The organism is Streptomyces sp. NPDC043176, assembly GCF_056436715.1.
The window spans coordinates 1-24,581 of record NZ_JBWKCA010000018.1 but is presented as its reverse complement, the minus strand read 5'-3'; the positions used below and the strand labels follow the sequence as shown (position 1 = coordinate 24,581).

The 24,581-nt window shown below is 73.8% G+C and carries 20 protein-coding genes and 2 pseudogenes; 14 read left to right on the top strand and 8 right to left on the bottom strand.

Features of this window, described 5'->3' with window-relative positions; all coding sequences use genetic code 11:
* The first annotated feature begins 40 nt into the window (after positions 1-40).
* Positions 41-871, top strand: coding sequence for a DUF3626 domain-containing protein (locus tag AC067A_RS26355; protein ID WP_479244963.1), 831 nt, complete (start codon positions 41-43; stop codon positions 869-871).
* 94 nt (positions 872-965) lie between these two features.
* The gene (locus tag AC067A_RS26350; RefSeq protein WP_479244962.1) at positions 966-1,772 is read left to right on the top strand and encodes a class II aldolase/adducin family protein; all 807 of its coding nucleotides are present in this window, start codon (positions 966-968) and stop codon (positions 1,770-1,772) included.
* Here AC067A_RS26350 and AC067A_RS26345 read toward each other — a convergent pair.
* Positions 1,736-2,395, bottom strand: coding sequence for a TetR/AcrR family transcriptional regulator (locus AC067A_RS26345; protein ID WP_479244961.1), 660 nt, complete (start codon positions 2,393-2,395; stop codon positions 1,736-1,738). The genes AC067A_RS26350 and AC067A_RS26345 overlap by 37 nt on opposite strands.
* 102 nt (positions 2,396-2,497) lie before the next feature.
* Here AC067A_RS26345 and AC067A_RS26340 point away from each other — a divergent pair, with 102 nt between their 5' ends.
* From AC067A_RS26340 to AC067A_RS26330, 3 genes are all read left to right on the top strand, one after another.
* Complete coding sequence (locus AC067A_RS26340; RefSeq protein WP_479244960.1) at positions 2,498-5,128, top strand: FHA domain-containing protein; 2,631 nt, start codon at positions 2,498-2,500, stop codon at positions 5,126-5,128.
* Between the two features lie 90 nt (positions 5,129-5,218).
* Positions 5,219-5,911: a hypothetical protein gene (locus AC067A_RS26335; RefSeq protein ID WP_479244959.1), complete on the top strand. Its 693-nt coding sequence runs from the start codon at positions 5,219-5,221 to the stop codon at positions 5,909-5,911.
* Complete coding sequence (locus AC067A_RS26330; RefSeq protein ID WP_479244958.1) at positions 5,911-6,894, top strand: serine/threonine-protein kinase; 984 nt, start codon at positions 5,911-5,913, stop codon at positions 6,892-6,894. Before AC067A_RS26335 ends, AC067A_RS26330 begins: the two co-directional genes overlap by 1 nt.
* A gap of 16 nt (positions 6,895-6,910) precedes the next feature.
* On the opposite strand, the gene AC067A_RS26325 is transcribed toward AC067A_RS26330, so the two are convergent.
* Entirely contained in the window at positions 6,911-8,242 is a 1,332-nt protein-coding gene (locus AC067A_RS26325; RefSeq protein ID WP_479244957.1) for a streptophobe family protein, read from the bottom strand.
* 208 nt (positions 8,243-8,450) lie between these two features.
* Here AC067A_RS26325 and AC067A_RS26320 point away from each other — a divergent pair.
* Positions 8,451-9,806: pseudogene (locus AC067A_RS26320) on the top strand (DUF6777 domain-containing protein); the annotation flags it as partial.
* Between the two features lie 348 nt (positions 9,807-10,154).
* Here the strand turns inward: AC067A_RS26320 and AC067A_RS26315 are convergent.
* A complete protein-coding gene (locus tag AC067A_RS26315) occupies positions 10,155-10,355 on the bottom strand; it encodes a hypothetical protein (protein WP_479244956.1) in 201 nt (66 codons plus the stop codon).
* A gap of 100 nt (positions 10,356-10,455) precedes the next feature.
* Between AC067A_RS26315 and yczR the strand changes: the two genes are divergently transcribed.
* Together yczR and AC067A_RS26305 are read left to right on the top strand one after the other, a co-directional pair.
* On the top strand, positions 10,456-11,925 hold the full coding sequence (gene yczR / locus AC067A_RS26310) for a MocR-like transcription factor YczR (protein ID WP_479244955.1): 1,470 nt from the start codon (positions 10,456-10,458) through the stop codon (positions 11,923-11,925).
* Positions 11,926-11,951: 26 nt separating this feature from the next.
* Complete coding sequence (locus AC067A_RS26305; RefSeq protein ID WP_479244954.1) at positions 11,952-12,491, top strand: FBP domain-containing protein; 540 nt, start codon at positions 11,952-11,954, stop codon at positions 12,489-12,491.
* Positions 12,492-12,512: 21 nt separating this feature from the next.
* Here AC067A_RS26305 and AC067A_RS26300 read toward each other — a convergent pair whose 3' ends face one another.
* Positions 12,513-13,694 carry an acyl-CoA dehydrogenase family protein gene (locus AC067A_RS26300; RefSeq protein WP_479244953.1) on the bottom strand — a complete coding sequence of 394 codons (1,182 nt, stop codon included), beginning with the start codon at positions 13,692-13,694 and terminating at the stop codon, positions 12,513-12,515.
* Between the two features lie 161 nt (positions 13,695-13,855).
* Here AC067A_RS26300 and AC067A_RS26295 point away from each other — a divergent pair, with 161 nt between their 5' ends.
* From AC067A_RS26295 to AC067A_RS26275, 5 genes are all read left to right on the top strand, one after another.
* A complete protein-coding gene (locus AC067A_RS26295) occupies positions 13,856-15,040 on the top strand; it encodes a CaiB/BaiF CoA transferase family protein (protein WP_479244952.1) in 1,185 nt (394 codons plus the stop codon).
* 74 nt (positions 15,041-15,114) lie between these two features.
* Complete coding sequence (locus AC067A_RS26290) at positions 15,115-15,801, top strand: GntR family transcriptional regulator (RefSeq protein WP_479244951.1); 687 nt, start codon at positions 15,115-15,117, stop codon at positions 15,799-15,801.
* Between the two features lie 186 nt (positions 15,802-15,987).
* Positions 15,988-16,698 (top strand): hypothetical protein, encoded by a 711-nt coding sequence (locus tag AC067A_RS26285; RefSeq protein ID WP_479244950.1) that lies wholly within the window; start codon positions 15,988-15,990, stop codon positions 16,696-16,698.
* 93 nt (positions 16,699-16,791) lie between these two features.
* Positions 16,792-17,385 carry a TetR/AcrR family transcriptional regulator gene (locus AC067A_RS26280; RefSeq protein ID WP_479244949.1) on the top strand — a complete coding sequence of 198 codons (594 nt, stop codon included), beginning with the start codon at positions 16,792-16,794 and terminating at the stop codon, positions 17,383-17,385.
* A 156-nt stretch (positions 17,386-17,541) separates the two neighbouring features.
* The gene (locus AC067A_RS26275) at positions 17,542-19,614 is read left to right on the top strand and encodes a galactose-binding domain-containing protein (protein ID WP_479244948.1); all 2,073 of its coding nucleotides are present in this window, start codon (positions 17,542-17,544) and stop codon (positions 19,612-19,614) included.
* A 67-nt stretch (positions 19,615-19,681) separates the two neighbouring features.
* Here AC067A_RS26275 and AC067A_RS26270 read toward each other — a convergent pair whose 3' ends face one another.
* Positions 19,682-21,589, bottom strand: a complete 1,908-nt coding sequence (locus tag AC067A_RS26270; protein ID WP_479244947.1) for a glycoside hydrolase family 5 protein — start codon at positions 21,587-21,589, stop codon at positions 19,682-19,684.
* A 40-nt stretch (positions 21,590-21,629) separates the two neighbouring features.
* On the bottom strand, positions 21,630-22,916 hold the full coding sequence (locus AC067A_RS26265) for a YncE family protein (RefSeq protein ID WP_479244946.1): 1,287 nt from the start codon (positions 22,914-22,916) through the stop codon (positions 21,630-21,632).
* A 186-nt stretch (positions 22,917-23,102) separates the two neighbouring features.
* Here AC067A_RS26265 and AC067A_RS26260 point away from each other — a divergent pair, with 186 nt between their 5' ends.
* Entirely contained in the window at positions 23,103-23,717 is a 615-nt protein-coding gene (locus AC067A_RS26260) for a CBS domain-containing protein (RefSeq protein WP_479244945.1), read from the top strand.
* A 124-nt stretch (positions 23,718-23,841) separates the two neighbouring features.
* On the opposite strand, the gene AC067A_RS26255 is transcribed toward AC067A_RS26260, so the two are convergent.
* Together AC067A_RS26255 and AC067A_RS26250 are read right to left on the bottom strand one after the other, a co-directional pair.
* Positions 23,842-24,141: a dsRBD fold-containing protein gene (locus tag AC067A_RS26255; RefSeq protein ID WP_017237824.1), complete on the bottom strand. Its 300-nt coding sequence runs from the start codon at positions 24,139-24,141 to the stop codon at positions 23,842-23,844.
* 134 nt (positions 24,142-24,275) lie between these two features.
* A pseudogene (locus tag AC067A_RS26250) lies at positions 24,276-24,581 on the bottom strand (IS982 family transposase); the annotation flags it as partial.

The window sequence follows — 24,581 nt, the reverse complement described above, 5'->3', positions numbered from 1 at the left end:
CACCGTGCCGCAAGTCCCGCCGTCCCGGCACACTGCCCGGATGACACCGATCGACGTCCTTGACGACCACTCCCCCGCACGGCGGGCCCTCGCCCATGTCGCCGGACTGTCGAGCGGCGGGGCGCTCGACCCCGCCCTGCGGGTCACCCTCAACTTCCACCCGCACTTCCTCGACCGCCTCGCGGACGACGGCGTCTACCGGTCCCAGTTCGTCACCGGCACCGGCAACGGCGGGCTCACCGCCCACCCCGGCGGCGACCGGCACCGGTGGGAGAGCCGCATCTTCGGCGGGGCGTACGACGAGGCCCCCGCGGACGCCCGCCCGGTCTACGGCGCCCTCGACTTCCGCCGCCGTCCGTACGGCGCCGCTCCCCGCTTCGGCTCGGCCCATCTGCGCCTGACGGCCGCCGCCCTGGAGCGGGCGACCTTCTGCTACCCGGACAGCTTCCTGGAGCCCGCCGACTTCGGCGTCGCGTCCCGGATGCGCCTGATCGCGCTCGCCGAGGCGGACGACCAGGACCCGCTGGACGACTACGTCGAGTCGCACGTCCACGGCCCGGTGCTGATCGGCCGCGACGTGGAGGCCCTGGTCCTCGATCCGAGCCACCGGGGCACGGAGGTGGAGACGGCCGCCCGGCGCCTGCCCTGCCCCGTCGAGTGGCACGGCGGCTTCCGCCTCTCCGTCGACGAGCTGCGACGGCATCCGGAGTTCCGGGGGCCGGAGTACGTCGAACTGGGCGCCCGCATCGCCGTCGACGGCCTGCTCGACGCCAGGACCGTGCAGGAGGCGGCCGGTTCGGGCCGGTACGACCCGCAGGACGTGAAACGGGTCTGGCACTACCTGGCCCGGTTCGGCGCCCCGGGGGCGTGAGGTCCGCCTCCCTCCCGGTCCGTTGTCGCATCGGATACGTCTCTGTATCTTTTGGCGCGCCGTGCCCGACCCGCCCGCTCGACGAGGAGCCGCCATGAGTAACGTGCCGCCCGCGCTCGCCGCTGCCGTAGGACCGCTGCCGGACGGGGTCGTCCTGCCCCTGCCGCCGGCCTTCGACTCCGTCGAGGAGGAGCGCCGGTACCGCAAGGAGCAACTGGCCGCCGGGTTCCGGATCTTCGGGCGGTTCGGCTTCTCGGAGGGGGTCGCCGGGCACATCACCGTCCGGGACCCGGGCGACCCGAACGCCTTCTGGGTCAACCCGTTCGGGATGAGTTTCGGCCAGATCAAGGCCTCCGACCTGATCCTGGTCGACCACGAGGGAACCGTCCTGGAGGGCCGCAGGCCCGTGAACCGGGCCGCGTTCGTCATCCACTCGAAGGTCCACGCGGCCCGGCCCGACGCGATCGCCGCCGCGCACTCGCACTCCCTGCACGGGAAGGCCTTCTCCAGCCTCGGCATTCCGCTGGCCCCGATCACCCAGGACGCCTGCGCCTTCTTCGAGGACCACGGCATCTACGACGACTACCGGGGCGTGGTGAACGAGAGCGAGGAAGGCGAGCGCGTCGCGAAGGCCCTCGGCGAGCACAAGGCCGTCATCCTCAAGAACCACGGGCTCCTGACGGTGGGCCACTCGGTCGCCGAGGCCGTCTGGTGGTTCGTCACCATGGAGCGCTCCTGCCAGGCGCAGCTCCTCGCGATGGCGGCGGGCACCCCGCAGCTCATCGACCGGGAGACCGCACTGCTCACCCGGGGGCAGGTCGGCGGCCACCTGGCGGGCTGGTTCCAGGCGCGGCCGCTGTGGGATCAGATCACCGCGTCCGACCCGGACCTCTTCGACTGAGCGGGCGGCGGGCCGGGGATCCGCCTCGTGGACGCCTCCAGGAGCGGGGCGAGGAACTGGCGTTCCAGACTCCCGGGCGGGAGCGCGTCCGGCTCCACGTAGCTCTGCGCGAGGCCCCCTTCGCGCAGGGCGATGAGGAGCCGCGCGAACCGGTCGGCGTCCACGGTCAGTTCGCGCCCCGCCCGGCGCAGGACGAGCGCGAGGCCGCGGGCGATCTCGGCCCGCAGCCGTTCGTCGTGGCGTGCGAGCACCCAGGCGGCCTGCGGGTCGCGGATGGCGTGCAGGGTGAACTCGGTGGTGACGAGGTACCAGTCGCGCTCGTCCGGTTCGACGCGGGCGGCCAGCTCCGCCAGCCGTCCGAGGGTGTACTCCTCCGCGGTCAGCGCGTCGATGGACTCGGCGAGCCGCTGCACGATCCGGTCGCTGTGCTCGTCGAAGAGGGCGAGGAAGAGTTCTTCCTTGCTGGCGAAGTTCGAGTAGTAGGCGCCCCGCGTGTACCCGGCGCGCTCGCAGACCTGCTCGATGGTCGTCGCGTGGAAGCCGTGCTCGGCGAAGGTCTCCAGGGCGGCCTTCAGGAGAGCCGCGCGGGTACGGGGCCTCCTCCTGGTGACACCTTTCGGCACGGCTGGTTCCTCCTTCGTCCGGGCCGCGTCCCGCGGCGGACGCCCACCCTACCGGCGCCCCCATCCCGGGCGGGGAAGAGCACCGGCGGATAAAATTCACGCATGGGAGAGCGGCCCGTCGCGCCCGCGGCGCCCGATCTGGTCCTCGAGATCGAGGGGGACGCGACGCGCATGAACCCGCGCCGCGTCTACCGCATCGGGCGCGACCCCACCAGCGACATCGTGCTCTCGGACGCGCGGGCGTCCTGGCACCACGCGGTGCTCCGCGCCGCGGGCGGCCACTGGATCCTCGCGGACGAGGCCAGCACCAACGGCACCTTCGCGGACGGCCTCCGGGTGGCCCTGCCCCAGGAGGTCGGCCCGGGGACGGTCGTGCGCTTCGCGCACCCGGACGACGGCCCGCGCGCGGTGCTCTCGGCCGGCGCGCCGACGCCGGCGCCCCCACCCGCGACCGAGCCCCCGCCCGAACCCGCGCCGCCCCCGGCCCCTCCGCGGAACCCGGACCCGGCCCCTCCGCCGCCCGCCCCGCCGCCCGTGCCGGGCCCGGACCCGGCGCTGCGGCCCGCGGCTCCCGCCGTCCCGGACCTGTCGGCGCCGCTCCCGCCCCGGGCGGAACCGGCAGCCGCCGCCGGGGCGCCGGTGTGGACCCCGTCGCCGGCCCCGGCCGCCGCCCCCGTACCGCCGGAGGGGACGCGGCTCCGGCCGCCGTCCGTGTCGCACCCCGCCGCGACCGGCACGTTCCGGCAGCCGACGTCCGTGCGGCCGCTGCCCGCGCACAGCATCCGGATCGGGAGGGCGCCGGACAACGACGTCGTCGTCGCGGACCTGGTCGTCTCGCGACGGCACGCGGAGCTCCGGGCGCACCCGGACGGCACGTACTGGATCCATGACCTGGGCAGCCACAACGGCACGTTCCTCAACGGTCGTCGGGTAGTGGACGCCCGGGTGACGCCGGACGACATCGTGGGCGTCGGGCGGTGCGCGTTCTGTCTGATCGGGGGCCAGCTGGTCGAGTTCACGGACACCGGCGAGGTCTCGCTGGACGTCCGGTCGCTCGCCGTGACCGTGGACCACGGGCGCAAGACGCTCCTGGACGAGGTGTCGTTCCCCGTGGGCGAGAAGTCCCTGCTCGCGGTGGTCGGGCCCTCCGGGGCCGGGAAGTCGACGCTGCTGGGCGCGCTCACCGGGCAGCGGCCAGCCGACCGGGGCTCGGTGCTGTACGACGGGCGTGACCTGTACCGGGACTACGCCGAGCTGCGCCAGCGCATCGGGCTCGTACCGCAGGACGACATCCTGCACCTCCAGCTCACCGTCCGCCGGGCCCTCGGGTACGCCGCGGAGCTGCGCTTCCCGGAGGACACGGTGGCGGCCGAGCGGCGGGACCGGGTGGACGAGGTGATCCGCGAGCTCGGGCTCGGGGAGCGCGCGGAGCAGCCGATCCACAGCCTCTCCGGCGGCCAGCGCAAGCGGGTGAGCGTCGCCCTCGAACTGCTCACGAAGCCGTCGCTGCTCTTCCTCGACGAGCCGACGTCGGGCCTCGACCCGGGCATGGACCGGTCCGTGATGCACATGCTGCGCGGGCTCGCGGACGACGGGCGGACGGTCGTGGTGGTCACCCACAGCGTGCTCAGCCTCGACGTGTGCGACCGGCTGCTGGTGCTGGCGCCGGGCGGCCGGGTCGCCTACTACGGGCCGCCCGCCGACACCCTCGGCTTCTTCGGGTTCGACCAGTGGCCGGAGGCCTTCGAGGCGTTCGAGAACGAGCGGGACCGCGACTGGGCCGCGCAGTACCGGTCGTCGCGCTTCCACCGCCGGTACATCGCGGACGCGACGGCCCGTCCGGACGTCCCGGTCCCCGCGGGCGCCGCGGGTGCGCCCGGCACCCCGCCCGCCGCCGAGCCCGGCCCGCCGCCGAAGGCGCAGAGCTGGGGCTCCCAGCTGCGGACCCTCGTACGCCGGTACGCGACGGCGCTCTCCGCCGACCGCACGTTCCTCGCCATCATGATCGCGCTGCCGTTCGTGATGGGGGCGATGGCCCGGGCGCTGTCCGAGGGCAGCCTCAACCCCGAGTCGACGCTGAACGTCCTGCTCATCCTCTGTGTGGGCGGTGTCCTCACCGGCGCGGCGAACGCCGTGCGGGAGCTCGTCAAGGAGCGCACGATCTACCGCCGCGAGAGAGCCGTCGGTCTGTCCCGCTCGGCCTACCTCGCCTCGAAGGTCGTGGTCCTCGGGCTGATCACCGTCGTGCAGGCCGTCGTCCTGACCCTGGTGGCGCTGATCGGCGTGCCGCTGAACGTGCCCGGCGGCAAGGGCGTCCTCATGCCCCCGCTGGTGGAGATCACCCTGGCCGTGGCGCTGCTCGCCTTCACGGCGATGATGCTCGGTCTGCTCGTCTCGGCGGTCGTGCGCAAGGAGGAGGTGACGATGCCGCTGCTCGTCCTCCTCGCGATCGTGCAGGTGGTGTTCTGCGGCGCGCTCCTGACCGTGCGCGGTACCCCGGTCCTCGGGCAGCTGGCCTGGCTGGTGCCGTCGAGGTGGGCGTTCGCCGCGATGGGCGCGACCATCGACATCGGGAAGGTCGCGCCGAGCGAGAAGACGGCCGACCCGCTGATGCGGCACACGGCGGAGGCCTGGCTGTTCGACATGGGCATGCTGGTCGTGATCTGTCTCGCCCTCGGCTTCGTCGTGGCCCGCCTGCTGCGCCGCCACGAGCCGGTCGTCATGCGGAAGTAGGCCGTGGGGGGCACCGTGGAAGAGGCGGGGTCGTGAGTTCCCGCGCAGCGGAGGCGGGGCCGCGGGCGCCGCCGTAGCGGAGGAGGGTCCGTGAGCTTTCCCGTACCCGATTACCTGCCGGACTTCCGGCCCACCCACGTGGTGCCGCGCGACGGTCTCGCCGCCTGGGAGGCGCCGGACCCGGGGCTGCCCACGTCGCCGCTCGACGCGTTCCTGCCGGTGCGTCTGGAGGAGCGGGCCGGTGACTGGGGACGGGTGCTGTGCTCCAACGGCTGGACCGCGTGGGTCGACGCGCGCCTGCTCGTCAGCGTTCCCGAGGATCCGCCGGCGGCGGGCCGGCCCGCCGCCAGGACCGCCGACCCGAGGCCGCTGATCGCCCGTGCCGAGGACGCGCTCGGCAGGTACCGCCGAGCGGCGGAGGAGCTGGGCGCGGGCCGTCTGGACGGCGAGAACTTCCGGCTGCGGACCCGCGGCCTGCGCGTCGGCATGGTCGTCGACGGCGAGTCCGTGTGGCTGTACGACGCGGAGCACGAGCGCTGGGTGTACTGCGACGGGCTCGGCCTGAGCACGTACGCCGCGTCGGCGGCGCCCTCGGCCGCGGCGCGGGCCCCCCTGCCGCCCTCGGCGGCGCCGGCGGAGCCCGGCCCGGAGGGCGAGCGGGCCGCCGCCGCGCCCGCCGGGTACGAGCCGACGCAGGTGGTGCCCCAGGTCGGTCCCGCCGCCGCGGCCGGGCCGCCGCCGACCCGGATCGTGCGGCCGCCGGGGACGGCGGGTGACGGGTGATGGCGGGCGGCGCGCGCAGCGACGCCGAGCTTCCGGCGGGGCGGCCCTCGGGGCTCCTCGGCAAGGAGATCGCGGGCTACCGCGTGGAGGGCGAGATCGGGCGCGGCGGCATGGCCGTCGTGTACCGGGCACGGGACCTGCGGCTCGACCGGACGGTGGCACTGAAGCTGCTCGCCCCCGAGCTGGCCCGCAACGACACCTTCCGCAAGCGTTTCGCACACGAGTCGCGGGTCGCCGCCTCGATCGACCACCCGCACATCGTGCCGGTCTTCGAGGCCGGCGAGACGGAGGGCGTGCTGTACATCGCGATGCGGTACGTGGCCGGGCAGGACCTGGTGGCCCTGCTCGACCGCGAGGGTCCGCTGCCGCCCGTGACGGCGTGCCGGATCGCCGTGCAGGTGGCCTCGGCGCTGGACGCGGCGCACGCGCACGACCTGGTCCACCGGGACGTGAAGCCCGGCAACATCCTGGTGGCCGAGGGCACCGACCGCGACCATCCGGAGCACGTCTACCTGACCGACTTCGGACTGACGAAGAAGTCGCTGTCGCTGACCGGGTTCACGACGGTGGGCGAGTTCGTCGGCACGCTGGACTACGTGGCCCCGGAGCAGATCTCCGGCAAGCCGGTGGACGGCCGCTGCGACGTGTACAGCCTGGCGTGCGTGGTGTTCGAGACCCTCGTGGGGGCGCCGCCGTTCCGCCGTGAAACCGACTGGGCGGTGCTCTGGGCGCAGCAGTACGATCCCCCGCCGCCGCTCTCCGAGGTCCGTCCCGGGCTGCCGGAGGCCGCCGACGCGGTCTTCGCGAAGGCGCTGGCGAAGACGCCCGAGGAGCGGTACGGGACCTGCCTGGAGTTCGTCGCCGCGCTGCGGGTCGCACTCGTCGCGGGCGGGACCGGGCCGGTCGTGACCAAGGGCCCCCCGGTGCTCGGGCCGCCACCGGAGCCGCCGGCGTGGGCGCGGCCGGTGTTCCGGGAGCTGTGAGCGGCGGAGCCGCCGTTCACTTCGGCGGCGGGGAACCCACCTCGCCCTTCCGGTGGACGCGGGCGGCGAGCAGGCCGCCGAGGAAGCCGCAGACGAGCCCCCACAGGAGGGCGAGGCCGACCGTCTTCCAGACGTCCGGACGCAGGACGACCTCGCCGCCGAGCGAGTCCAGGTCGCCGATGCCCAGGATCGAGAGGCCGAAGCGGGCCTCGACCAGGGTGAGGGGGGTGACGACGAGCATGGTGAGGGCGAACGCGACGCCCAGGTGCAGGGAGTGCTGCCAGAGCCGCGTCCGGGCCGGGGAGCGTACGGCCGCCAGGAAGGCCACGGCGAGGAGCAGGACGGCGGCGATGGGCAGCAGCCACCACGCGCGCGCGTCCTGCTCGGCCAGCGAGGACAGGTCGACGGTCGAGAGGTCGGGGCTGTCGCCGCCGCCGCGCAGGACGGCGTCGAGGACCTGGGGCATGGGCAGGCCGAACGGGCCCTCCACCTTGCCCTCCCAGGAACCGCCGATGCCCACGCCGAGGGCGAGCCAGGAGACGTTCGGCAGGCCGAGGAGGAGCACGGCGAGGGTCTCCGCCAGGTGTCCCTTCGTCGCGGCGACGACGATGCCGATGACCAGGCCCACCGCCACGTACGCGAGGAGCAGGAGCAGCATCGCGAAGGCGGCGGGGCGTACGGGTTCGTGGTAGCGGACGAGCCGCGGCGGCAGGGGCGTACGGCGGGAGACGAGGAGGGCGACGGCGAGCACGCCGAGGATCCACAGGAGCCCGTAGAAGAGCGTCGGTCCGACGTCGGTGCGGAAGCCGACGGTGGGGTTCACGGCGTCGAGCAGCTCGCCGAACAGGTCCGTCAGGGAGCTCTGCCCTTCGTCGCCGCCTCCGATGGTGATCGGGAAGTCGTGCCGGGCGAGGGCCGAGAGGCCGAGGAGGGCCACGAGCCAGAGGACAACCACGCTCGCCGCGCGGAGCAGGAGTTCACGGGTGCCCGCGACCGCGTGGTGGCGCAGGGGGCGCAGGAAGCAGAAGCCGGTGACGAGTGCGCCCACCAGGGTGACGGTGAGGGGCATGGCGGTCAGTTCGGCGTGGGTGCCCGCCAGGGAGCCGGCGTCGCCGGCGAGTTGGATCTTGCCGCCGGCCGCCATGACGACGACCGCGGCGAGGACGGCGGTGAAGCCGCCGGGCAGGTCCGCGGCGCCCGCGGCCCAGAGGCCGAGCCCGGCGGTGACGGCCATCGCGACATACCCGGCGACGACGGCCGCCAGGGCCTGGAGCGCGATGCGGGCGACGAGCCCGGTGGACGCGGCGGGCCGCGTGGAGGTGGGGAGCCGACTGCTCACCCTGACCACGCTAGTACCGGCGACGTCGGTCCGCAGTACCGGCGACGTCGATGCGTGGGGCCGCTGGCGGCGGTCCGCGGTGCCGATGGCGTCGATGCGTGGGGCCGGTGGCGGCTTTTCCGGTCGCGGACGGGGCCGGTGCCTCCGGGCCCTGGAGCTGCTGCCTTCGCGGAGGGTCACGCTTCCGCTTGCGGGCGGACCCCGGTCGGCGCACACAATGGCCCCGGAACGGAAGAAAGGGGAAAAAGTGACTTCCCACCCGCCGTCCGGCCCCCCGTCGGTTCCCCCCGCTGGTCCCCCCTCCGGCCCCCTGTCGGGCCCGAGTACACGCCCCGGGACCGGCGGCCCTCCGCCGCCGCCCTCCGGCCCCCCGCGTGGCGGGTCCGGGGGCGGTTCGGGCGGAGGCGGCGGCCCGGGCGGAGGCGGCTCCGGCGGAGGCGGCTCCGGAGACGGCGGCCCCGAGCGGGGCGGCGGCAAGGGCCCCTGGTGGCGTTCCGTCCCCAAGGTCGCCTCGGTCACCGCGGCCGTGGTGGCGGCGGCCGCCCTGGCCGTCGTCCTCACCAACCGCCCCGACGGCGGCGGCTCGGCGTCCGGCTCGGGCGGCGGCGAGGTCTTCCTGCAGAACGCCTCCGCCTCGGGCCCCGACCCGTTCACGGCCTCGACGGCCCGCACCGGCGGCGGCTCCGTCTCGCCGGCCTCGCTGCCGCCGCGCACCGCGTCGACCACCCCCGAGGTGCGGGGGTCGACGCCCGGCCTCTACGGCGGGACGCAGTCGGTGGCGAGCTGCGACGTGGAGCAACAGGTGCGCTTCCTCTCCGGCGAGCCCGCGAAGAACGCGGCCTTCGCCTCGGTCGTCGGCATCTCCGCGAACGAGGTGCCCGGCTATCTGCGCTCCCTGACCCCGCTCCAGCTCCGGGTCGACACCCGCGTGACCAACCACGGTTACCGGGACGGCTCGGCCACCACCTACCAGGCGGTGCTCCAGTCCGGGACGGCCGTCATGGTCGACGGCCGGGGGGTGCCGCGGGTGCGCTGCGCCTGCGGCAATCCCCTGACGGACCCGGTGGCGCAGAAGCAGCCGAAGACGAGCGGCACGCCGTGGCAGGGATACGACTCCTCCCAGCTCGTCGTGGTGGCGCCCTCGGTGACGGTCGTGAACGTCTTCATCGTGTACGACCCCCAGGACGACGGCTGGTTCGCACGGAAGCACGGCGACACGGGCCGGCACGACAAGCCCACGCCGCCGCCTCCCCCGCCGGACACGGTGTCGCCGTCCACCTCGGCCTCGCCCTCGCCGTCCCTGACGTCGACGTCGGCCTCCCCCCTGTCCCCCGTGCCCTGCGTGACGGTGACCGGCACGCAGACGCCGACGCCCAGCAACGGGGTCACCCCGTCGCCGTGCCCGGCGACGCTCTCCCCGTCCGCGTCGACGTCGTCGCCGACGCCGTCCGACTCGTCGCCCTCCACCGGTTCCTCGTCGCCTTCGGACGAGTCGTCGCCCCCGGACTCAGGGCCCGCGACGGACGGTTCGGCCGGTCTGACGAGCGGGTCGGCGGAGCAGTCGCCGCCCGACCAGCCGGCCTCGTCCTCGGCCGGCCGGCCGGTGGCTCCGCTGTCGTCGCTGTCCTCGCTCTCACCGTCGGTCTCCTCGTCGCCCCCGGCCCCGGGATCGGGTTCGGTCTCCCTGCCCGCACCGGGCCCGCGAACGGCTCCCCTCGCCTGACCGGGCCGCGGACCACAGGGGCCGCCGGCCCGCGCCCCCGGCCTTCGGGCCCGGGAAGCGCGGCCGGCGGCCCCTTCCGCATCACCGGGGTCACGCCGGCTGCCCGGCGGGGGCGGGCGGTGACCCGCCGGCCCGAGAGCTCGCCCCCGGCCCCGCGCCGCCGCGGCCTCGGCCGGTTCCCGCCGGGCTGCCCGGCGGTCAGGCCTGTTCGCAGACGACGGGCGGGGCGGTGCGGCGGTCGGCGGCGCCCCGCGACAGGCCGCCGCGGCCGGCGGTGACGCGCGCCGCGGAGGCACGCAGGCCGCGGAGCCACGCTCCGACCGGCAGGGGGCGGGTCACTCGCTCTTCCGCCCGCAGCTGCCACCTGCGCTCGTCGCGGTCGGTGAAGTGCTCGGACATCGGTCGTCTCCTCTCCCGGATGGAACGTGGCCACCAGGCCACTGACAGGAGTCTGTAGTCTTATTGGCCCGGACAGCAGAGCCAATGAGGAGTGATTGGCATGGCAGTGGCACGCGTGGTCCACACAGCGGACCGAACCCTGACGGGCCGCCAGCTCGCGTCGCTCCTCACCCCGCCTGCGGAGGGCCGCTTCGGGTACCGGGAGCTCGCGCGGGCCGTGCGCGAAGCGCTCCTCGACGGGCGGGTGGCACTGCGCCTGCGGCTGCCGGCCGAGCGGGAGCTCGCGGCGGTGCTCCAGGTGAGCCGGACGACGGTGACGGGGGCGTACGACCTGCTCCGGGAGAGCGGGTACGCCCACAGCCGCAGGGGCGCGGGCACCTGGACCGCACTGCCCGACGGGCAGGCGCCGACCGCCCTGGGCGCCTTCCAGGACGAGTCGGGGGCCACCATCGACCTCGCCCTCGCCGCGCCCCAGGCCCCCGAGTCGGAGCTGGCCGCCGCGCTGACGGCGGCGGCCCTCGAACTCCCCCGCTACGCCGGTGCCCAGGGCTACCACCCCTTCGGGCTGCCCGTGCTGCGCGCGGCCGTCGCGGAGCGCTACACGGCCCGGGGCCTGCCGACCCGCCCCGAGCAGATCCTCGTCACCACCGGCGCGCAGCAGGCGCTGTCGCTCGTCCTCACGCTGCTCGGCCGGGCCGGCGACCGGGTGCTCGCCGAGAACCCCTCGTACACCAACGCCCTCGACGCGATGCGCGGCCGCATGCTCCGGGTGACGCCGGTGCCGGTGACCGAGGGCGGCTGGGACACCGGACTCGTCGACGCGGCGCTCCGGCAGACCGCGCCGCGCCTGGCCTATCTCATCCCCGACTTCCACAACCCGACCGGGCACCTCATGCCGCCGGAGCAGCGGCGTGAGCTGGCGCGGGCCGCGCGGGCCACCGGGACGTGGCTGGTGGTGGACGAGACGCTCACCGACATGGCCCTCGACGTGCCCGCGCCGGCCCCGTTCGCGGCGGCGGCCGGCGGGGGCGACGGGGAACAGGTCGTCACCGTGGGCTCGCTCAGCAAGAGTTGCTGGGGCGGGCTGCGGGTCGGCTGGGCCCGGGCCTCGTCCCGGGTCGTGACCGAGCTGGCCCGGGTCCGGATCACCGCCGACCTGTCCGGCTCCGTCCTGGACCAGCTGGTGGCCGTCGCCCTGATGGACCGCCTCGACGAGATCGTCCCCCGGCGCGTCGAGCAGTTGCGCCGGCGCCGGACCGCGCTGAGCGATGCACTCGCCCGGCACGTGCCGGAGTGGCGCTGGACCCTGCCGCCCGGCGGCATGTGCCTGTGGATCGACCTCGGCCGTCCGATCGCCTCCGCGCTCGCGTCCCGCGCCCTGCGGCACGGCGTGCGCGTCGAGGGCGGCGCCCGCTTCGGCGTCGACCCCGGCACCCACGAGCACCGGCTCCGCATCCCGTACACGCTGCCGGAGGACGTGTACGAGTCGGCGGCGGAGCGCCTCGCCGCGGCCCTCGACGGCGCCCCGGGCCGCTTCGCCGACCCGGCGCTCCCGGACTGGGTGGCCTGAGCCGGCCCGGCCCGGTGCATATTCGGATGCCTGGCGGACGCGGTCCGTGTACGGTCCACCGAGTGGAAGCACTGACCGACCGAGAGATCCGCGCGTCCTTCGTGAACTGCACGAAGGGCGAGGCGGCCCGCCTGAAGCTGCCCCTCGACTTCGCCGAACTGCCCTGGGAGGACCTGGACTTCCTCGGCTGGGTCGACCCGGGCGCGCCGCTCCGCGCGCATCTGGTCGTTCCCCGCGAGGAAGGCCCGCTCGGCGTGACCCTGCGGGTGCCGGCCACCGGCCGGACCAGCGCCGTGAAGTCGAGCATGTGCCAGGTCTGCCTGACCGGACACGCGTCCTCGGGCGTCACGCTCCTCGTGGCGCCGCTGGCCGGGAGCCGCGGCCGCGAGGGCAACACGGTCGGGATCTACCTCTGCGCCGACCTCGCCTGCTCGCTCTACGTACGGGGCAGGCGGCAGCCGAAGCTGCGCGGCCGGCGCCACGAGGAGTCCCTCACCGTCGAGGAGCAGGTCGCCCGACTGACGGGCAACCTGGACGCCTTCGTCGACCGGGTGACGGCCGGCTGACCGTCACGGACGGCCCGGCGGTCAGCGGAAGGCCTGCTCGCCGGTGAGCGCCTTGCCGATGACCAGGGAGTGGACCTCGCTGGTGCCCTCGTAGGTGAGCACCGACTCCAGGTTGTTGGCGTGGCGCAGCACCGGGTACTCCAGGGTGATGCCGTTGGCGCCCAGGATCGTGCGGCACTCGCGGGCGATCGCGATCGCCTCGCGCACGTTGTTGAGCTTGCCCACGCTGACCTGCTCGGCGGTGAGCGCGCCCGCGTCCTTGAGGCGGCCCAGGTGGAGGGCGAGCAGCATGCCCTTGCCGAGTTCGACGGCCATGTCGGCGAGCTTCTGCTGGGTCAGCTGGTACGAGGCGAGGGAGCGGGCGAAGACGACCCGGTCGCGGGCGTAGGAGATGGCCGTCTCCAGGCAGTCGCGGGCGGCGCCGAGCGCGCCGAAGACGATGCCGAAGCGGGCCTCGTTGAGGCAGCCGAGCGGACCGGAGAGGCCGCGGGCCTCCGGCAGCATCGCGTCGGCGGGCAGGCGGACGTCCTCGAAGACCAGTTCGCTGGTGACGCTGGCGCGCAGCGAGAGCTTCATCTTGATCTCGGGGGCGCTGAAGCCGGGGGTGCCGGCGGGGACGAGGAAGCCCCGGACGCCGTCCTCGGTCCGGGCCCAGACGACGGCGACGTCGGCCACGGAGCCGTTGGTGATCCACATCTTGGTGCCGTTGAGCACCCAGTCGGAGCCGTCCCGCTTGGCGTTGGTCCGCATCGCGCCCGGGTCGGAGCCCGCGTCGGGCTCGGTGAGGCCGAAGCAGCCGATGTACTCGCCGGCCGCCATCTTCGGCAGCCACCGCTGCTTCTGCTCCTCGGAGCCGTACTTCCAGATCGCGTACATGGCTAGGGAGCCCTGGACGGAGACGAGGGAGCGCAGTCCGGAGTCGACGGCCTCCAGCTCCAGACAGGCGAGGCCGTAGGCGACCGAGTTGGTGCCCGCGCAGCCGTAGCCCTCCAGGTGCATGCCGAGCACGCCGGTGCCGCCGAGGGTGCGGGCCAGCTCGCGGGCCGGGATCTCGCCCTTCTCGAACCAGCCGGCGACGTGCGGCCGCAGTTCGCGGTCGGCGACGGCGCGGACGGTACGGCGGATCTCCCGCTCCTCGTCGGTCAGCAGTCCGTCGACGGCGAGCAGGTCGAAGGGGTGGACGGGGGTGGACGGCGACTTCACGGACGGCCTCCTGGCGACTGTGGCAACTCGGCGAGCCGAAGCGTAGCGCCCGATCGGATATTGGATCCAGTATTGAAAACCGGCCGCACGCCCCCTACGGTCCGGGGGGATCCCATCGCCGGACGGGCCGGCGTCCACCAGCGAGAGCGAGGGAGCGCCGCATGCGCGCAGACCAGCCGGACACCCCGGGGAGCGCCGGAGGCGGTGCCCTGTCCGGGATCGTCGTCGCCGACTTCGGGCGCGTACTCGCCGGGCCGTACATGACGATGCTGCTCGCCGACCTGGGCGCCGACGTGATCAAGATCGAGCGGCCCGGCTCGGGGGACGACACCCGCGCGTGGGGCCCGCCGTTCGCCGACGGGGAGGCCACGTACTTCCTCGGGGTGAACCGCAACAAGCGTTCCGTCTCGCTCGACCTCACCGACCCCGGCGACCTCGCCACGGCCCGCGCGATCGTGGACCGCGCGGACGTCCTGGTGGAGAACTTCCGTCCCGGCACCATGGAGAAGCTCGGCCTCGGATACGAGGACGTGCGGGCGGCCAACCCCGGGCTCGTCTACTGCTCGGTGACCGGCTTCGGCACCGCGGAGGGAGCCCGGCTGCCCGGCTACGACCTGCTCGTCCAGGCCATGGGCGGCCTCATGAGCGTGACCGGCGAACCGGGCGGCAGCGGTACGAAGGCGGGCGTCGCCCTCGTCGACGTCGTCACCGGCCTCCACGCCGGCCTCGGCGTGCTGGCCGCCCTGCGGCACCGGGACCTCACCGGAGAGGGGCAGCGGGTCGAGGTCTCCCTCCTCACCTCGCTGCTGTCCGCGCTCACCAACCAGGCCGCCGCGTACCTCGGGGCCGGCGTCGTGCCGCGCGCGATGGGCAACCGGCACCCCAGCATCACCCCGTACGAGGTCTTCGAGGCCCAGGACCGGCCGCTCGTCCTCGCCGTCGGCAACGACCGGCAGTTCAGGACCCTCTGCGACCGGCTCGGCCGGCCGGAACTGGCCGACGACCCCCGGTTCGCCGGCAACACGGCCCGCGTCGCCCACCGCGAGGACCTGGCCGCGGCCCTGGCCGGGCCGCTCGCCACCCGTACCGCCGACGACTGGTTCGGGGAACTCACCTCCGCCGGCGTGCCCTGCGGCCCCATCAACGACCTCGCCGCCGCCTTCGGCCTCGCCGACCGCCTGGGCCTCGCGCCACGGGTCCCGGAGTCCGCGGCGGGCCCCGGGCAGGTGGTGAACCCCATCCGGCTCGACGCCACCCCGCCGTCCTACCGCGCCGCTCCCCCGCGCCTCGGCGAGCACACCGACGAGCTGCTCGCCGCCCTGGGACGGCCCGCGCGCAGACCCTAATCCATAGGAAGATGGGCGCCACCGGCGGGCGGGCCCGCCGGTGGCGACACGAAGGAACGGAAGGTCGACAGGCGATGAGCAGCGCGGTGCAGAAACGGCGGCCGCAGACCGCCCAGCAGTTCGTCCTGGAGGAACTGCGTCGCGCCATCACCACCGGGGAGCTGAAGCCGGGCGACCAGATCGTCCAGGACGTCCTGGCGGCCCGCTTCGAGGTGAGCCGGGTGCCGCTGCGCGAGGCCCTCAAGGCCCTGGAGGCCGAGGGCCTCGTCGTCCACCACATACACCGCGGCTACTTCGTCGCCGAGCTCTCGCTCGCCGACCTGGAGGAGATCTACCGGATCCGCGAACTCCTGGAGACGGAGGCGGTGCGCCTCGCCGTGCGGCGGATGCCCGAAGGCGCCCTCGCCGCGCTCGAACGCGTCCAGGAGGAGGTGGAACGCGCCGCGGACGCCGGCGACGTGCCCGGCATGGCCGCGGCGAACCGCCGCTTCCACTTCACCCTCGTCGAGGCCTCCGGCATGCCCCGCCTCGTCCGCCTCATCACCACCCTGTGGGACTCCACGGACGCCTACCGCTCCCTCTACTACACCGACACCCCGCACCGCGCGCAGGCCGTCGACGAGCACCGCGCCGTCCTCGCCGCCCTCCGCGACGGCGACGCCGACACCGTCGTCCGCCGCCTCGACGAGCACCGCGCCCACGCGGTGGCGGCCCTGCGTGACGTCCTGGACCCGGACCGGGAGAGGGACGACCGGGGCTGAGCCGCGCGCCCCGAAGCCCGGCCCCGGGGCGGTCGGCTCACCGGCCGCGGCGGCGGGGACGAGTACCGGCCACGGGGCGTCGTTCACCCCACTGCCCCGCACCCGCAACCGCGGTGCGGAGCGGCGCGTCTTCGGACCTGCCGGACGGTGGACGGACGGCGCGGACGGACACAAGGGGGTCCTGCGGTGAACGGGAAGAGAAGCCGGGCGGCACGGGCGACATGGCTGATCGCGACGCTGGCGCTGGCATCGGTCACGGTGGGGTGCCAGGACACGGGAGGCGGCGGAGGCAAGGACTCCAGGCCCGGCAAGTCCGCGGGCGCCTCGAAGGCCCCGGGCAAGGGCAAGGGCAAGGAATCGGCCAAGCCGTCGCCGACGACGTCGAAGAAGCCGAAGAAGCCGGGCAAGGACGGCTCGACGGGGGCGCTGACGTGTGACCAGCTGCGGAACGCGCCGCTGCAGACCGCGTCCTTCCGTTTCCCCGACGCGCCGGACGGGACGGTCGCCTTCACCGACGGACGGTGGGAGGGCGACGGCGTGGTGATCGAGCTTCAGCCGCAGTGCGGCATCGGGGACATGACGGGCGACGCCGCGGAGGACGCCGTGGCGGCCGTGAAGGTCACCACCGGCGGCACGGGCAAGTTCTACGGCCTCGTCACCTGGCGCAACGACGCCGGCGCGCCGGTGCCCGTCGCGGCCGCCTCGCTCGGCGACCGCACGCCCGTGGTGTCGATCGACGTGTCCTCGCCGGCCCCGCGCCAGGCCACCGTCGTCTACCTCACGCGCGGGGACTCCGACCCGTCGGCCGTGGTGACGATCCGCCGCTCCGCCGTCTACCGCGTGACGGAGCCCACCCTGACCGAACTGCACCACAGCGACACCCCGTACACCCCCTGACCGCCCGCTCCGCCGGTCCCGTGGCGCACGGGACCGGCGGGGGGAAGGGCGCGGAGGCTGCGGTTACCCTTGCGCCGGACGCGAGGAGGAACCATGGCGCGGATGTCGTCCGCCGAACGACGCAGGCAGCTGGTCGAGGCGGCGATCAGGGCGATGACCAGGGACGGGGTGGCGCGGACGACGACGCGGTCGATCTGCGCCGAGGCCGGAGTCTCGCTGAGCGTGTTCCACTACTGCTTCGAGTCGAAGCAGGCGCTGCTCGAAGCGGCGATCGAGACCATCACGGGCGACTACGTGGCGAGGGTGTTGTCGGAGGTGGAACCGGGGGCGACCCTGCGGGAGACCGTGCGGGGGGCGCTGCAGACGTACTGGGACCATGTGACGGCACATCCGGGCGAGCACATGCTCACGTACGACCTGACCCAGTACGCCTTGCGGGAGCCGGGGTTCGAGCACCTGGCACGGGCGCAGTACGACCAGTACGTGGCGTCGGCCGCGGCGCTGATCGAGCAGGTCGGCGAGGCGCGGGGGGTCGAGCCGAAGGTGCCGGTGGAGGTGCTCGCGCGGTATCTGGCGGCGGCGATCGACGGGTTGACGCTGCAGTTCCTGGTGCTGGGCGACGCACGGGCGGCGGACGGGCACCTCGACCTGACGGCGGATCAACTCGTCGCACTGATCGGGGACTGAGCGGACCGGGGGACTCCCCCGCGAGCCAACAGGTCATTTGACCCGGACCCTTGACTCGCTCGTCGATCCTCGCGATCCTCGGGCCGAGCCGCTGTTACCGCAGGAAACACCGGCGGCCCAAGCCCGGTATCCCCCCGACCGAAGGCATCGCCGATCATGAATCGACCATCACAGCGAGGGGCGGGCGGCCGGTTCGCCCTCGCCTCCCTCTTCATCGCCCTCGCCACCGTCCTGTTCGGCGCCGGACCGGTCCCCGCCGCCGACGCCGGCAGCACCTGGTGGGACCCCGCCGCGCGCCCCGCCGCCGATTCGCAGATCAACGTCACGGGCGCGCCGTTCACCGGAACGGACGCGCAGGGCAAGGTGCGCGGCTTCGTCGACGCGCACAACCACCTGATGTCCAACGAGGGCTTCGGCGGCCGGATGATCTGCGGCAAGCCGTTCTCGGCCGCGGGCGTCGCCGACGCCCTCAAGGACTGCCCCGAGCACTACCCGGACGGCTCGGGCGCCCTCTTCGAGCACCTCACCGGCGGCGACAACGGGAAGCACGACCCGGTCGGCTGGCCCACCTTCAAGGACTGGCCGGCCAACAACTCCCTCAGCCACCAGCAGAACTACTACGCCTGGGTCGAGCGCGCCTGGCGCGGCGGCCAGCGGGTCCTCGTCAACGACCTGGTGACCAACGGCCTCATCTGCTCCCTGCTGCCGCGGGACCGCGGCTGTGACGAGATGACCGCGATCCGCCTGGAGGCCCGCAAGACGTACGAGATGCAGGACTACGTCGACGGCATGTACGGCGGCCCCGGCAAGGGCTGGTTCCGGATCGTCACCAGCGCCGCCCAGGCCCGCTCGGTGATCGAGCAGGGCAAGCTCGCGGTCGTCCTCGGCGTGGAGACCTCGGAACCCTTCGGCTGCAAGCAGCTCCTCGACATCGCGCAGTGCGGCCAGGCGGACATCGACAAGGGCCTCGACGAGCTGTACGCGCTCGGCGTGCGCAGCATGTTCCTCTGCCACAAGTTCGACAACGCGCTGTGCGGCGTCCGGTTCGACAGCGGTACGACGGGCGTGGCGGTCAACATCGGCCAGTTCCTGTCCACCGGCACCTTCTGGACCACCGAGAAGTGCGCCGGCCCGCAGCACGACAACCCCATCGGTCTCGCCGCCGCGCCGGCCGCGATGGCCGAGAAGCTGCCCGCCGGGGTGAGCGTCCCCTCGTACGCCTCCGACGCCAAGTGCAACACCCGCGGTCTGACCCGGCTCGGCGAGTACGCCCTGAAGGGCATGATCCAGCGCGGCATGATGCTGGAGCTGGACCACATGAGCGTCAAGGCCGCCGGGCGCGCGCTCGACATCCTGGAGGCCGAGGAGTACCCGGGCGTCCTCTCCAGCCACAGCTGGATGGACCTGGACTGGACCGAGCGGCTCTACCGGCTGGGCGGGTTCGCGGCCTCGTACATGCACGGTGCCGAGGGCTTCGTCGGCGAGGCCGCGCAGAAGGCGGAGCTGCGGAGGAAGTACGGGGTCGGGTTCGGCTACGGCACCGACATGAACGGGGTCGGCGGCTGGCCGGGCCCGGTCGGGAACGACGCGCCGAACGCCGTGAAGTACCCCTTCCGCAGCTTCGACGGCGGTTCGGTGCTCGACCGCCAGGTCACGGGTGAGCGCACCTGGGACCTCAACACGGACGGCGCGGCGCACAACGGCCTGGTTCCGGACTGGATCGAGCAGATCCGCCTGAGCGCGGGCGGCCCGGGCGTCGTGGACGAGCTGTCGCGGGGAGCGGAGTCGTACCTGACGACGTGGAAGCGGACCGAGGACCACGAGTCCGCGGTGAACCTCGCCGCCGGGCGGCCGACGGCCGCGAGCACGTCGGAGTGGTGGAACCCCTTCGTCAGCTTCGCGCCGGGACGCGCGGTCGACGGCGACACGGGGACGCGCTGGGCCAGTGAGTGGTCGGACGACCAGTGGTGGCAGGTGGACCTCGGATCGGTGCACCGGGTCGGCAAGGTCACGATCGACTGGGAGCAGGCGTACGCCCGTGAGTACCGGATCGAGCTGTCGGAAGACGGCGGCACCTGGCGGACCGCGTGGTCCACGCAGGCGGGCGACGGCGGTTACGACACCGCCGAGTTCGCCTCGCAGTCGGCCCGGTACGTACGGATCCACGGCGCCCGCAGGGCGACGGGCTGGGGCTATTCGCTCGTCGAGGTGTCGGTGAACAGGTCCTGAGCGCACCGGGCGAAGGGGCCTGCCGGATCCAGGATCCGGCAGGCCCCTTCTCTCTTGCCCGTACGCGCTACAGGGTCCGGCAGAGCAGGGCGTCGGGCGTCTTGCCCTTGGCCCACGCGCCGGTGAAGGCGATCCCGGCCACGTACTCGCGGTCGGAGCACTGCCCCTTGTGGTTCCCCTGGGCGAACTCCCCGCCGGGCCCGCCGGCCGGGCGGTTGTCGCCGCGGTCGAACCAGAGCGTGCGGCCGGTCACCGGGAGGGGACGGCCGGCGGCCGCGCACAGGACCGCGGAGACCGCCTGGCCGCGCACGCTGTAGCCGACGGCGAACCGGTCGCGCGGGCACTGGAGTTTGCTGTAGCCGCCGGCCCAGTCGCCTTCCCTGACGTACCGTTCGTCGGTCACGACGGTGAACCCGCCCGCGGGGTCGGCGAGCCGGACGGCGCCGGTGTCCGTGCAGAGGCCGCGGCCGTCGCGGTGGGCGAGGCCGACGAGCCGCAGGCCGTCGGGGCAGACGCCCTTGCGGGCGCCCTGGTCCCAGTCGCCCCGGGCCCGGGCCCGGAGGGACTGCACGGCGTCGGCGTGGTCGAGGTTCAGCATGCGCCAGGTGTCGGCGGCCGGCACGGGTCCGGTCCTGCCGGAGGCGGCGACCAGCCGGTTCCAGTCGTCGGCGCGCCAGTCGGAGCCGTCGAGGACGCCGGAACGGCGGCCCTCGGTGTCGTAGTCGAGGAGCTTCCAGCGTCCGTGGCCGGTGAAGCCGACGAGCGGCCAGTACGCGAAGTCGGTGTCGTTCGCGACGAGGTGGTCGACGAAGTTCGTGAACCAGGCGCGCGCCTTCGGGTCGGTCTCGTCGGCGCCGATGCCGAACTCGCTGATCCACAGGGGCGCCGTGTAGTGCCGTCCCGTGTCGGAGGCGACGAAGAAGGCCTGGCGGGAGAGGGTCGCGAAGAGCTCGTCGCGGGAGAGCTCCTGGTACCGCCAGTCGTGGGTCTCGCCGGTGCCCGTCGCGCCGGTGTGGTTCGGACCGGTGTAGCCGTAGAAGTGGGCCGAGTAGACGAGTTTGTCCGAGGCGACGAGCGTGTGCGAGAGGGTGCGGGCGGGTTCCAGGGTGGGCCGCCAGTGCGGGGTGACGTCGGTCGGGATCCCCTGCCAGTTGATGCCCTCGACGATGACGAGGAGGTCCGGGTTCGCCTCGGTGAGGAGCCGGTCGCCGAGGCGCTGGGTGGCCGTCCACCAGTCGTGGTCGTCGCCCCAGCCCCAGTTGGCGTCGTCGGTGACGGTGCGCCGGACCTCGTTGTAGAGGTCGGCGCCGACGACCCGCTTGTTCTCCTTGTAGCGCCTGGCCATGAACAGCCAGTCGTTCTCCCACTGGGCGGTCGTCTGGCTGGTGTTCCAGCGTTCGTTGCCGTCGAGGCCGCAGCACCAGCGGGAGGTGGTGGTGTGGTTGTTCAGGACGACGGCGAAGCCCTCGGCGGTCGTGGCGGCGACCACGGCGTCGAAAACCTGGAGCGGGGTCCTGCCGCGCAGCTGCGGGTTGGCGGCGACGGCCGCGTCCGGGACGGGCCGCTGGTCGTGGAGCATCTCGTTGGAGAACGGCAGCCGGATGCTGTTGATGCCGAGGGCGTGGAAGTCGGCGAGGATCGTCGCGACCGGCACGCGGTCGAGGCCGAGGGGCATCTGGTCCGACTTCTCGCCGGCGTTGTGGCTCGCGGGGTCGGCCTGGTCGCCCGATCCGGTCCACGAGCCCTGCGCGCCGTGCCAGTTGCCCGACACGAGTTTGAAGCGGTCGCCGTTCGCGTCCACGACGTACCGTCCGCGGGTGCTGAGGGGCGGCTGCCAGCTGTCGGCGAGGGCGGTGGCCGCCGCGGAGCCGGGCCCGGCCGCTGTCGGCGCGGGAACGGGGGTCGCGGGGGCCGCCGTGGTTCCGGCGGCCAGGAGGGCCGCGACGAGCGCGGCCCCCAGGAGCGTTCTCTTCACGATGTCCTTCGCGGGGTGTCGGGGTGGGTGTCGACGGGTGTCAGCCGGCCTCGGGGCCGGTCCAGTCGGCGGGGACGCGGGCGAGCCGGACGCGCTGGGGGTGGTCCCCGACGTCCACGGAGGCCACCCGCTGTCCGGTCGCGAAGTCGACGGCGGTGACCCGGTCGGTGCCGCTCTCGGAGATGACGCAGGAGCGGCCGTCGCCGCTGACGGTCGCCCAGTACGGCTTGGAGGCCGGGACGAGCGGGCCCTGCGTGAGGGTCTCCCGGTCGACGACGGTGACGTAGTCGTCCATCGTCCCGGCGACGCAGAGCTTGGCGCCGTCGGGGCTGATCGACAGGCCGTGGTGGCGGGAGTCGTTGACCCAGGTGGTGCGGTCGGGGTCGGTCGCCGGGTTTCCGGGGAGGTTCTTGAGACGGGTGACGCGGTCGGACGCGACGTCGTACTCCAGGAAGCCGTTGAGGAACGAGACCTGGAAGTAGATCTTCTTCTCGTCCGGCGTGAAGACGAGCGGACGGACGGCGTCGGAGAGGTCGCCGCGCCCGAAGGCGTCGAGGCGGTCGCGCATGTCGATGACACGGACGGTGCGGAAGGTGGCGGCGTCGACGACGGTGATCTTCCGGTCGCCCTTGGACCAGTCGAGCCAGGGGGCGTCGAGGGCGGTGGTGACCTCGCCGATGGACATGTTCCAGAGCAGGCCGTCGGAGGTGAAGACGTTCTCGTGCGGCTTGTCGCCCGTCTTGAAGGAGCCGAGCTCGCGACCGGTGGCGATGTCGAGGACGTGCACCGTGTTCGCCGTCGAGGCGGAGACCGCGACCCTGCTGCCGTCGGGCGAGACGGCCATGTGGTCGGCCCGGTAACCGGCGACGGGGAAGCGCCAGTTGACGCGTCCGGTCCGCACGTCGAGCGACACGACGTCGGCGAAGCTGGGCCGGGAGACGACCATGGCGGAGCCGTCGGGGGTGGCGTACATGTCGTCGACGAACTGGTCGTGGCCCTCGCCCGGTCCGCTGCGGACGCCGAGGAAGTAGGCGAGCCGGATCGGGTTGAGGTAGATCTCGCGCAGCCGCTGTTCCTTGTCGGGGACGACGTTGACGCGGCCGATGCGGCGGAAGTCTCCGTGGGAGGCGATGACATCGGCGGTGCCGTCCCAGTTGTTGCCGACGAACATCACCTCGCGCAGCCCCGCGGAGGCGGCCGGGCCCGCGGCCGGTGCCGGCTCCGGGGCGGATGCGGAACCGGCGCCCGCGGACGCGGTCACGAGGGCGAGGGAGACGGCGAGGGCCCCGAGCAGGCGGCGGGTCCCGGACGTACGGGGAGAGGGCATGGGGGGTCCTTCTTCCGTGGCGCGACGATGACTTACCGGAGGTAACCATGGACGCGTCATGCCCACAAGCCCCTGTCACGCCCCCCTTTCCACCCCCGTTTCCCGCCACTCCCCCGCCCCCTCGTGCGAGCCGCGGCCACGGTGCGGGACCATGGGATCCGGAACGCAGAAGGGACGGAACGGACGATGAGGCACCGCAGTGTCGCGGACCTGATGACGCCGACCGCGGTAGCGGTGCAGCGCGGGACCTCGTTCAAGGAGATCGCGCGGCTCCTCGACGAGTACGGCATCACCGCCGTCCCGGTCGTCGACGACGACGACCGGCCGGTGGGCGTCGTCTCGGAGGCCGACCTCCTGCGCCGGCACACCGCCAAGGACGGGCCCAGCACCGCCGAGGCCATGATGACGAGCCCCGTCGTCACCGCCCGCCCCTCCTGGACGGCCGTCGAGGCCGCCCGCCTGATGGAACGGCACCGTGTCAAGCGACTGCCGGTGGTGGACGCGGACGGCCGGCTGATCGGGGTGCTGAGCCGCAGCGACCTCCTCCAGCTCTTCCTGCGGCGCGACCGCTCGATCCAGGAGGAGATCCGCGAGGACGTCCTCGTCCGCATCCTCCGCCTCTCCCCCTCGGCCGTGCACATCGACGTCGAGGAGGGCCGAGTGACCCTCAGCGGCACGCTGGAGCGACGCGGGCTCGGCCCGGTCCTGGTACGCCTGTGCGAGACCGTGGACGGGGTCGTGGAGGTCGTGGACCGCCTGGTTCACGAGGACGAGAACGAGGGCGGGGACGGGAAGCCCTAGCGGGCGCGGACGGGGACGACCGGCGGGGCACCCCGAGGGCGGCGGGGCCCGCCGCTGCGAGTCCCGCCGCGGTCCGCGGTCCGGCCGGCGCGGATCCGGGCCGCGGGTCCTGTCGGCGGGGACGTCAGGAGACCGCCTCCGGCCAGCCGTAGCCCGGGCCGGTGCGCTGGGGCACGGTCCCGGCGCCGACGGCCTCCATGTCCCGGTTGGCCTCCCGCATGAGCTTGCCCGCCAGGTCCTTCATCGCGCGGCTCGCGGCGAGCTCGTCGCCGATCGCCGGTACGTCCACGTCCGCCGGGTTGCACCGGGCGGAGCCGTGACCCGTCAGGGTCGTCGTGCCGGTGCTGAGCCGGGCCTCGGCCTTGGTCCTGCCGTTGTCCTCCACCACTTCCACGCCGACCGTCCACTCCAGAGTGCGGCTCATGGTCTGCCTCCTCGCACCGTCGGGCCGCGCGGAACCGAGGCACGGCCCCTTCCGATACCTCAAGGATCCAACGGCGCGCGCCGCGACGCACGGGGACGGCGCCGGCCCCTAGACGATTGAGTCCGAAGTCCGGGTCAGTTGTCGTAGGCGATCAATGACCTGGTCAGCGGTGTTCCGTTGGTCCGGTTGTGCCAGATCGCGGCGGTGAGGGCGAGGATGCGTTGTCCGACGCGGGCCAGGACTCCGGCTGGGGTCCTGGCCCCGTGGCGTTCGAGGTCGAGCTGGCCCTTGAGGGTGTCGTTGACCGACTCGATGAGCTGCCGGATCGGCTTGAGGAGTTGTTCGCCGGGCCGGGGCTTGAGGTTGCGGTAGCTGGGCCGCAGCAGGGTCAGGCCGTGGTCGGCCAGGAAGGCGTCGAGGTGCTTGGAGACGTAGCCCTT

What these genes read in the sequence shown, in the direction of transcription:
- AC067A_RS26255 (WP_017237824.1), bottom strand. Translation starts at nt 24,141, where the DNA reads ATGAGCCGCACTCTGGAGTGGACGGTCGGCGTGGAAGTGGTGGAGGAC.
- AC067A_RS26355 (WP_479244963.1), top strand. Translation starts at nt 41, where the DNA reads ATGACACCGATCGACGTCCTTGACGACCACTCCCCCGCACGGCGGGCC.
- AC067A_RS26260 (WP_479244945.1), top strand. Translation starts at nt 23,103, where the DNA reads ATGAGGCACCGCAGTGTCGCGGACCTGATGACGCCGACCGCGGTAGCG.
- AC067A_RS26275 (WP_479244948.1), top strand. Translation starts at nt 17,542, where the DNA reads ATGAATCGACCATCACAGCGAGGGGCGGGCGGCCGGTTCGCCCTCGCC.
- AC067A_RS26340 (WP_479244960.1), top strand. Translation starts at nt 2,498, where the DNA reads ATGGGAGAGCGGCCCGTCGCGCCCGCGGCGCCCGATCTGGTCCTCGAG.
- AC067A_RS26290 (WP_479244951.1), top strand. Translation starts at nt 15,115, where the DNA reads ATGAGCAGCGCGGTGCAGAAACGGCGGCCGCAGACCGCCCAGCAGTTC.
- AC067A_RS26315 (WP_479244956.1), bottom strand. Translation starts at nt 10,355, where the DNA reads ATGTCCGAGCACTTCACCGACCGCGACGAGCGCAGGTGGCAGCTGCGG.
- AC067A_RS26265 (WP_479244946.1), bottom strand. Translation starts at nt 22,916, where the DNA reads ATGCCCTCTCCCCGTACGTCCGGGACCCGCCGCCTGCTCGGGGCCCTC.
- yczR (WP_479244955.1), top strand. Translation starts at nt 10,456, where the DNA reads ATGGCAGTGGCACGCGTGGTCCACACAGCGGACCGAACCCTGACGGGC.
- AC067A_RS26350 (WP_479244962.1), top strand. Translation starts at nt 966, where the DNA reads ATGAGTAACGTGCCGCCCGCGCTCGCCGCTGCCGTAGGACCGCTGCCG.
- AC067A_RS26280 (WP_479244949.1), top strand. Translation starts at nt 16,792, where the DNA reads ATGGCGCGGATGTCGTCCGCCGAACGACGCAGGCAGCTGGTCGAGGCG.
- AC067A_RS26330 (WP_479244958.1), top strand. Translation starts at nt 5,911, where the DNA reads ATGGCGGGCGGCGCGCGCAGCGACGCCGAGCTTCCGGCGGGGCGGCCC.
- AC067A_RS26295 (WP_479244952.1), top strand. Translation starts at nt 13,856, where the DNA reads ATGCGCGCAGACCAGCCGGACACCCCGGGGAGCGCCGGAGGCGGTGCC.
- AC067A_RS26305 (WP_479244954.1), top strand. Translation starts at nt 11,952, where the DNA reads ATGCCTGGCGGACGCGGTCCGTGTACGGTCCACCGAGTGGAAGCACTG.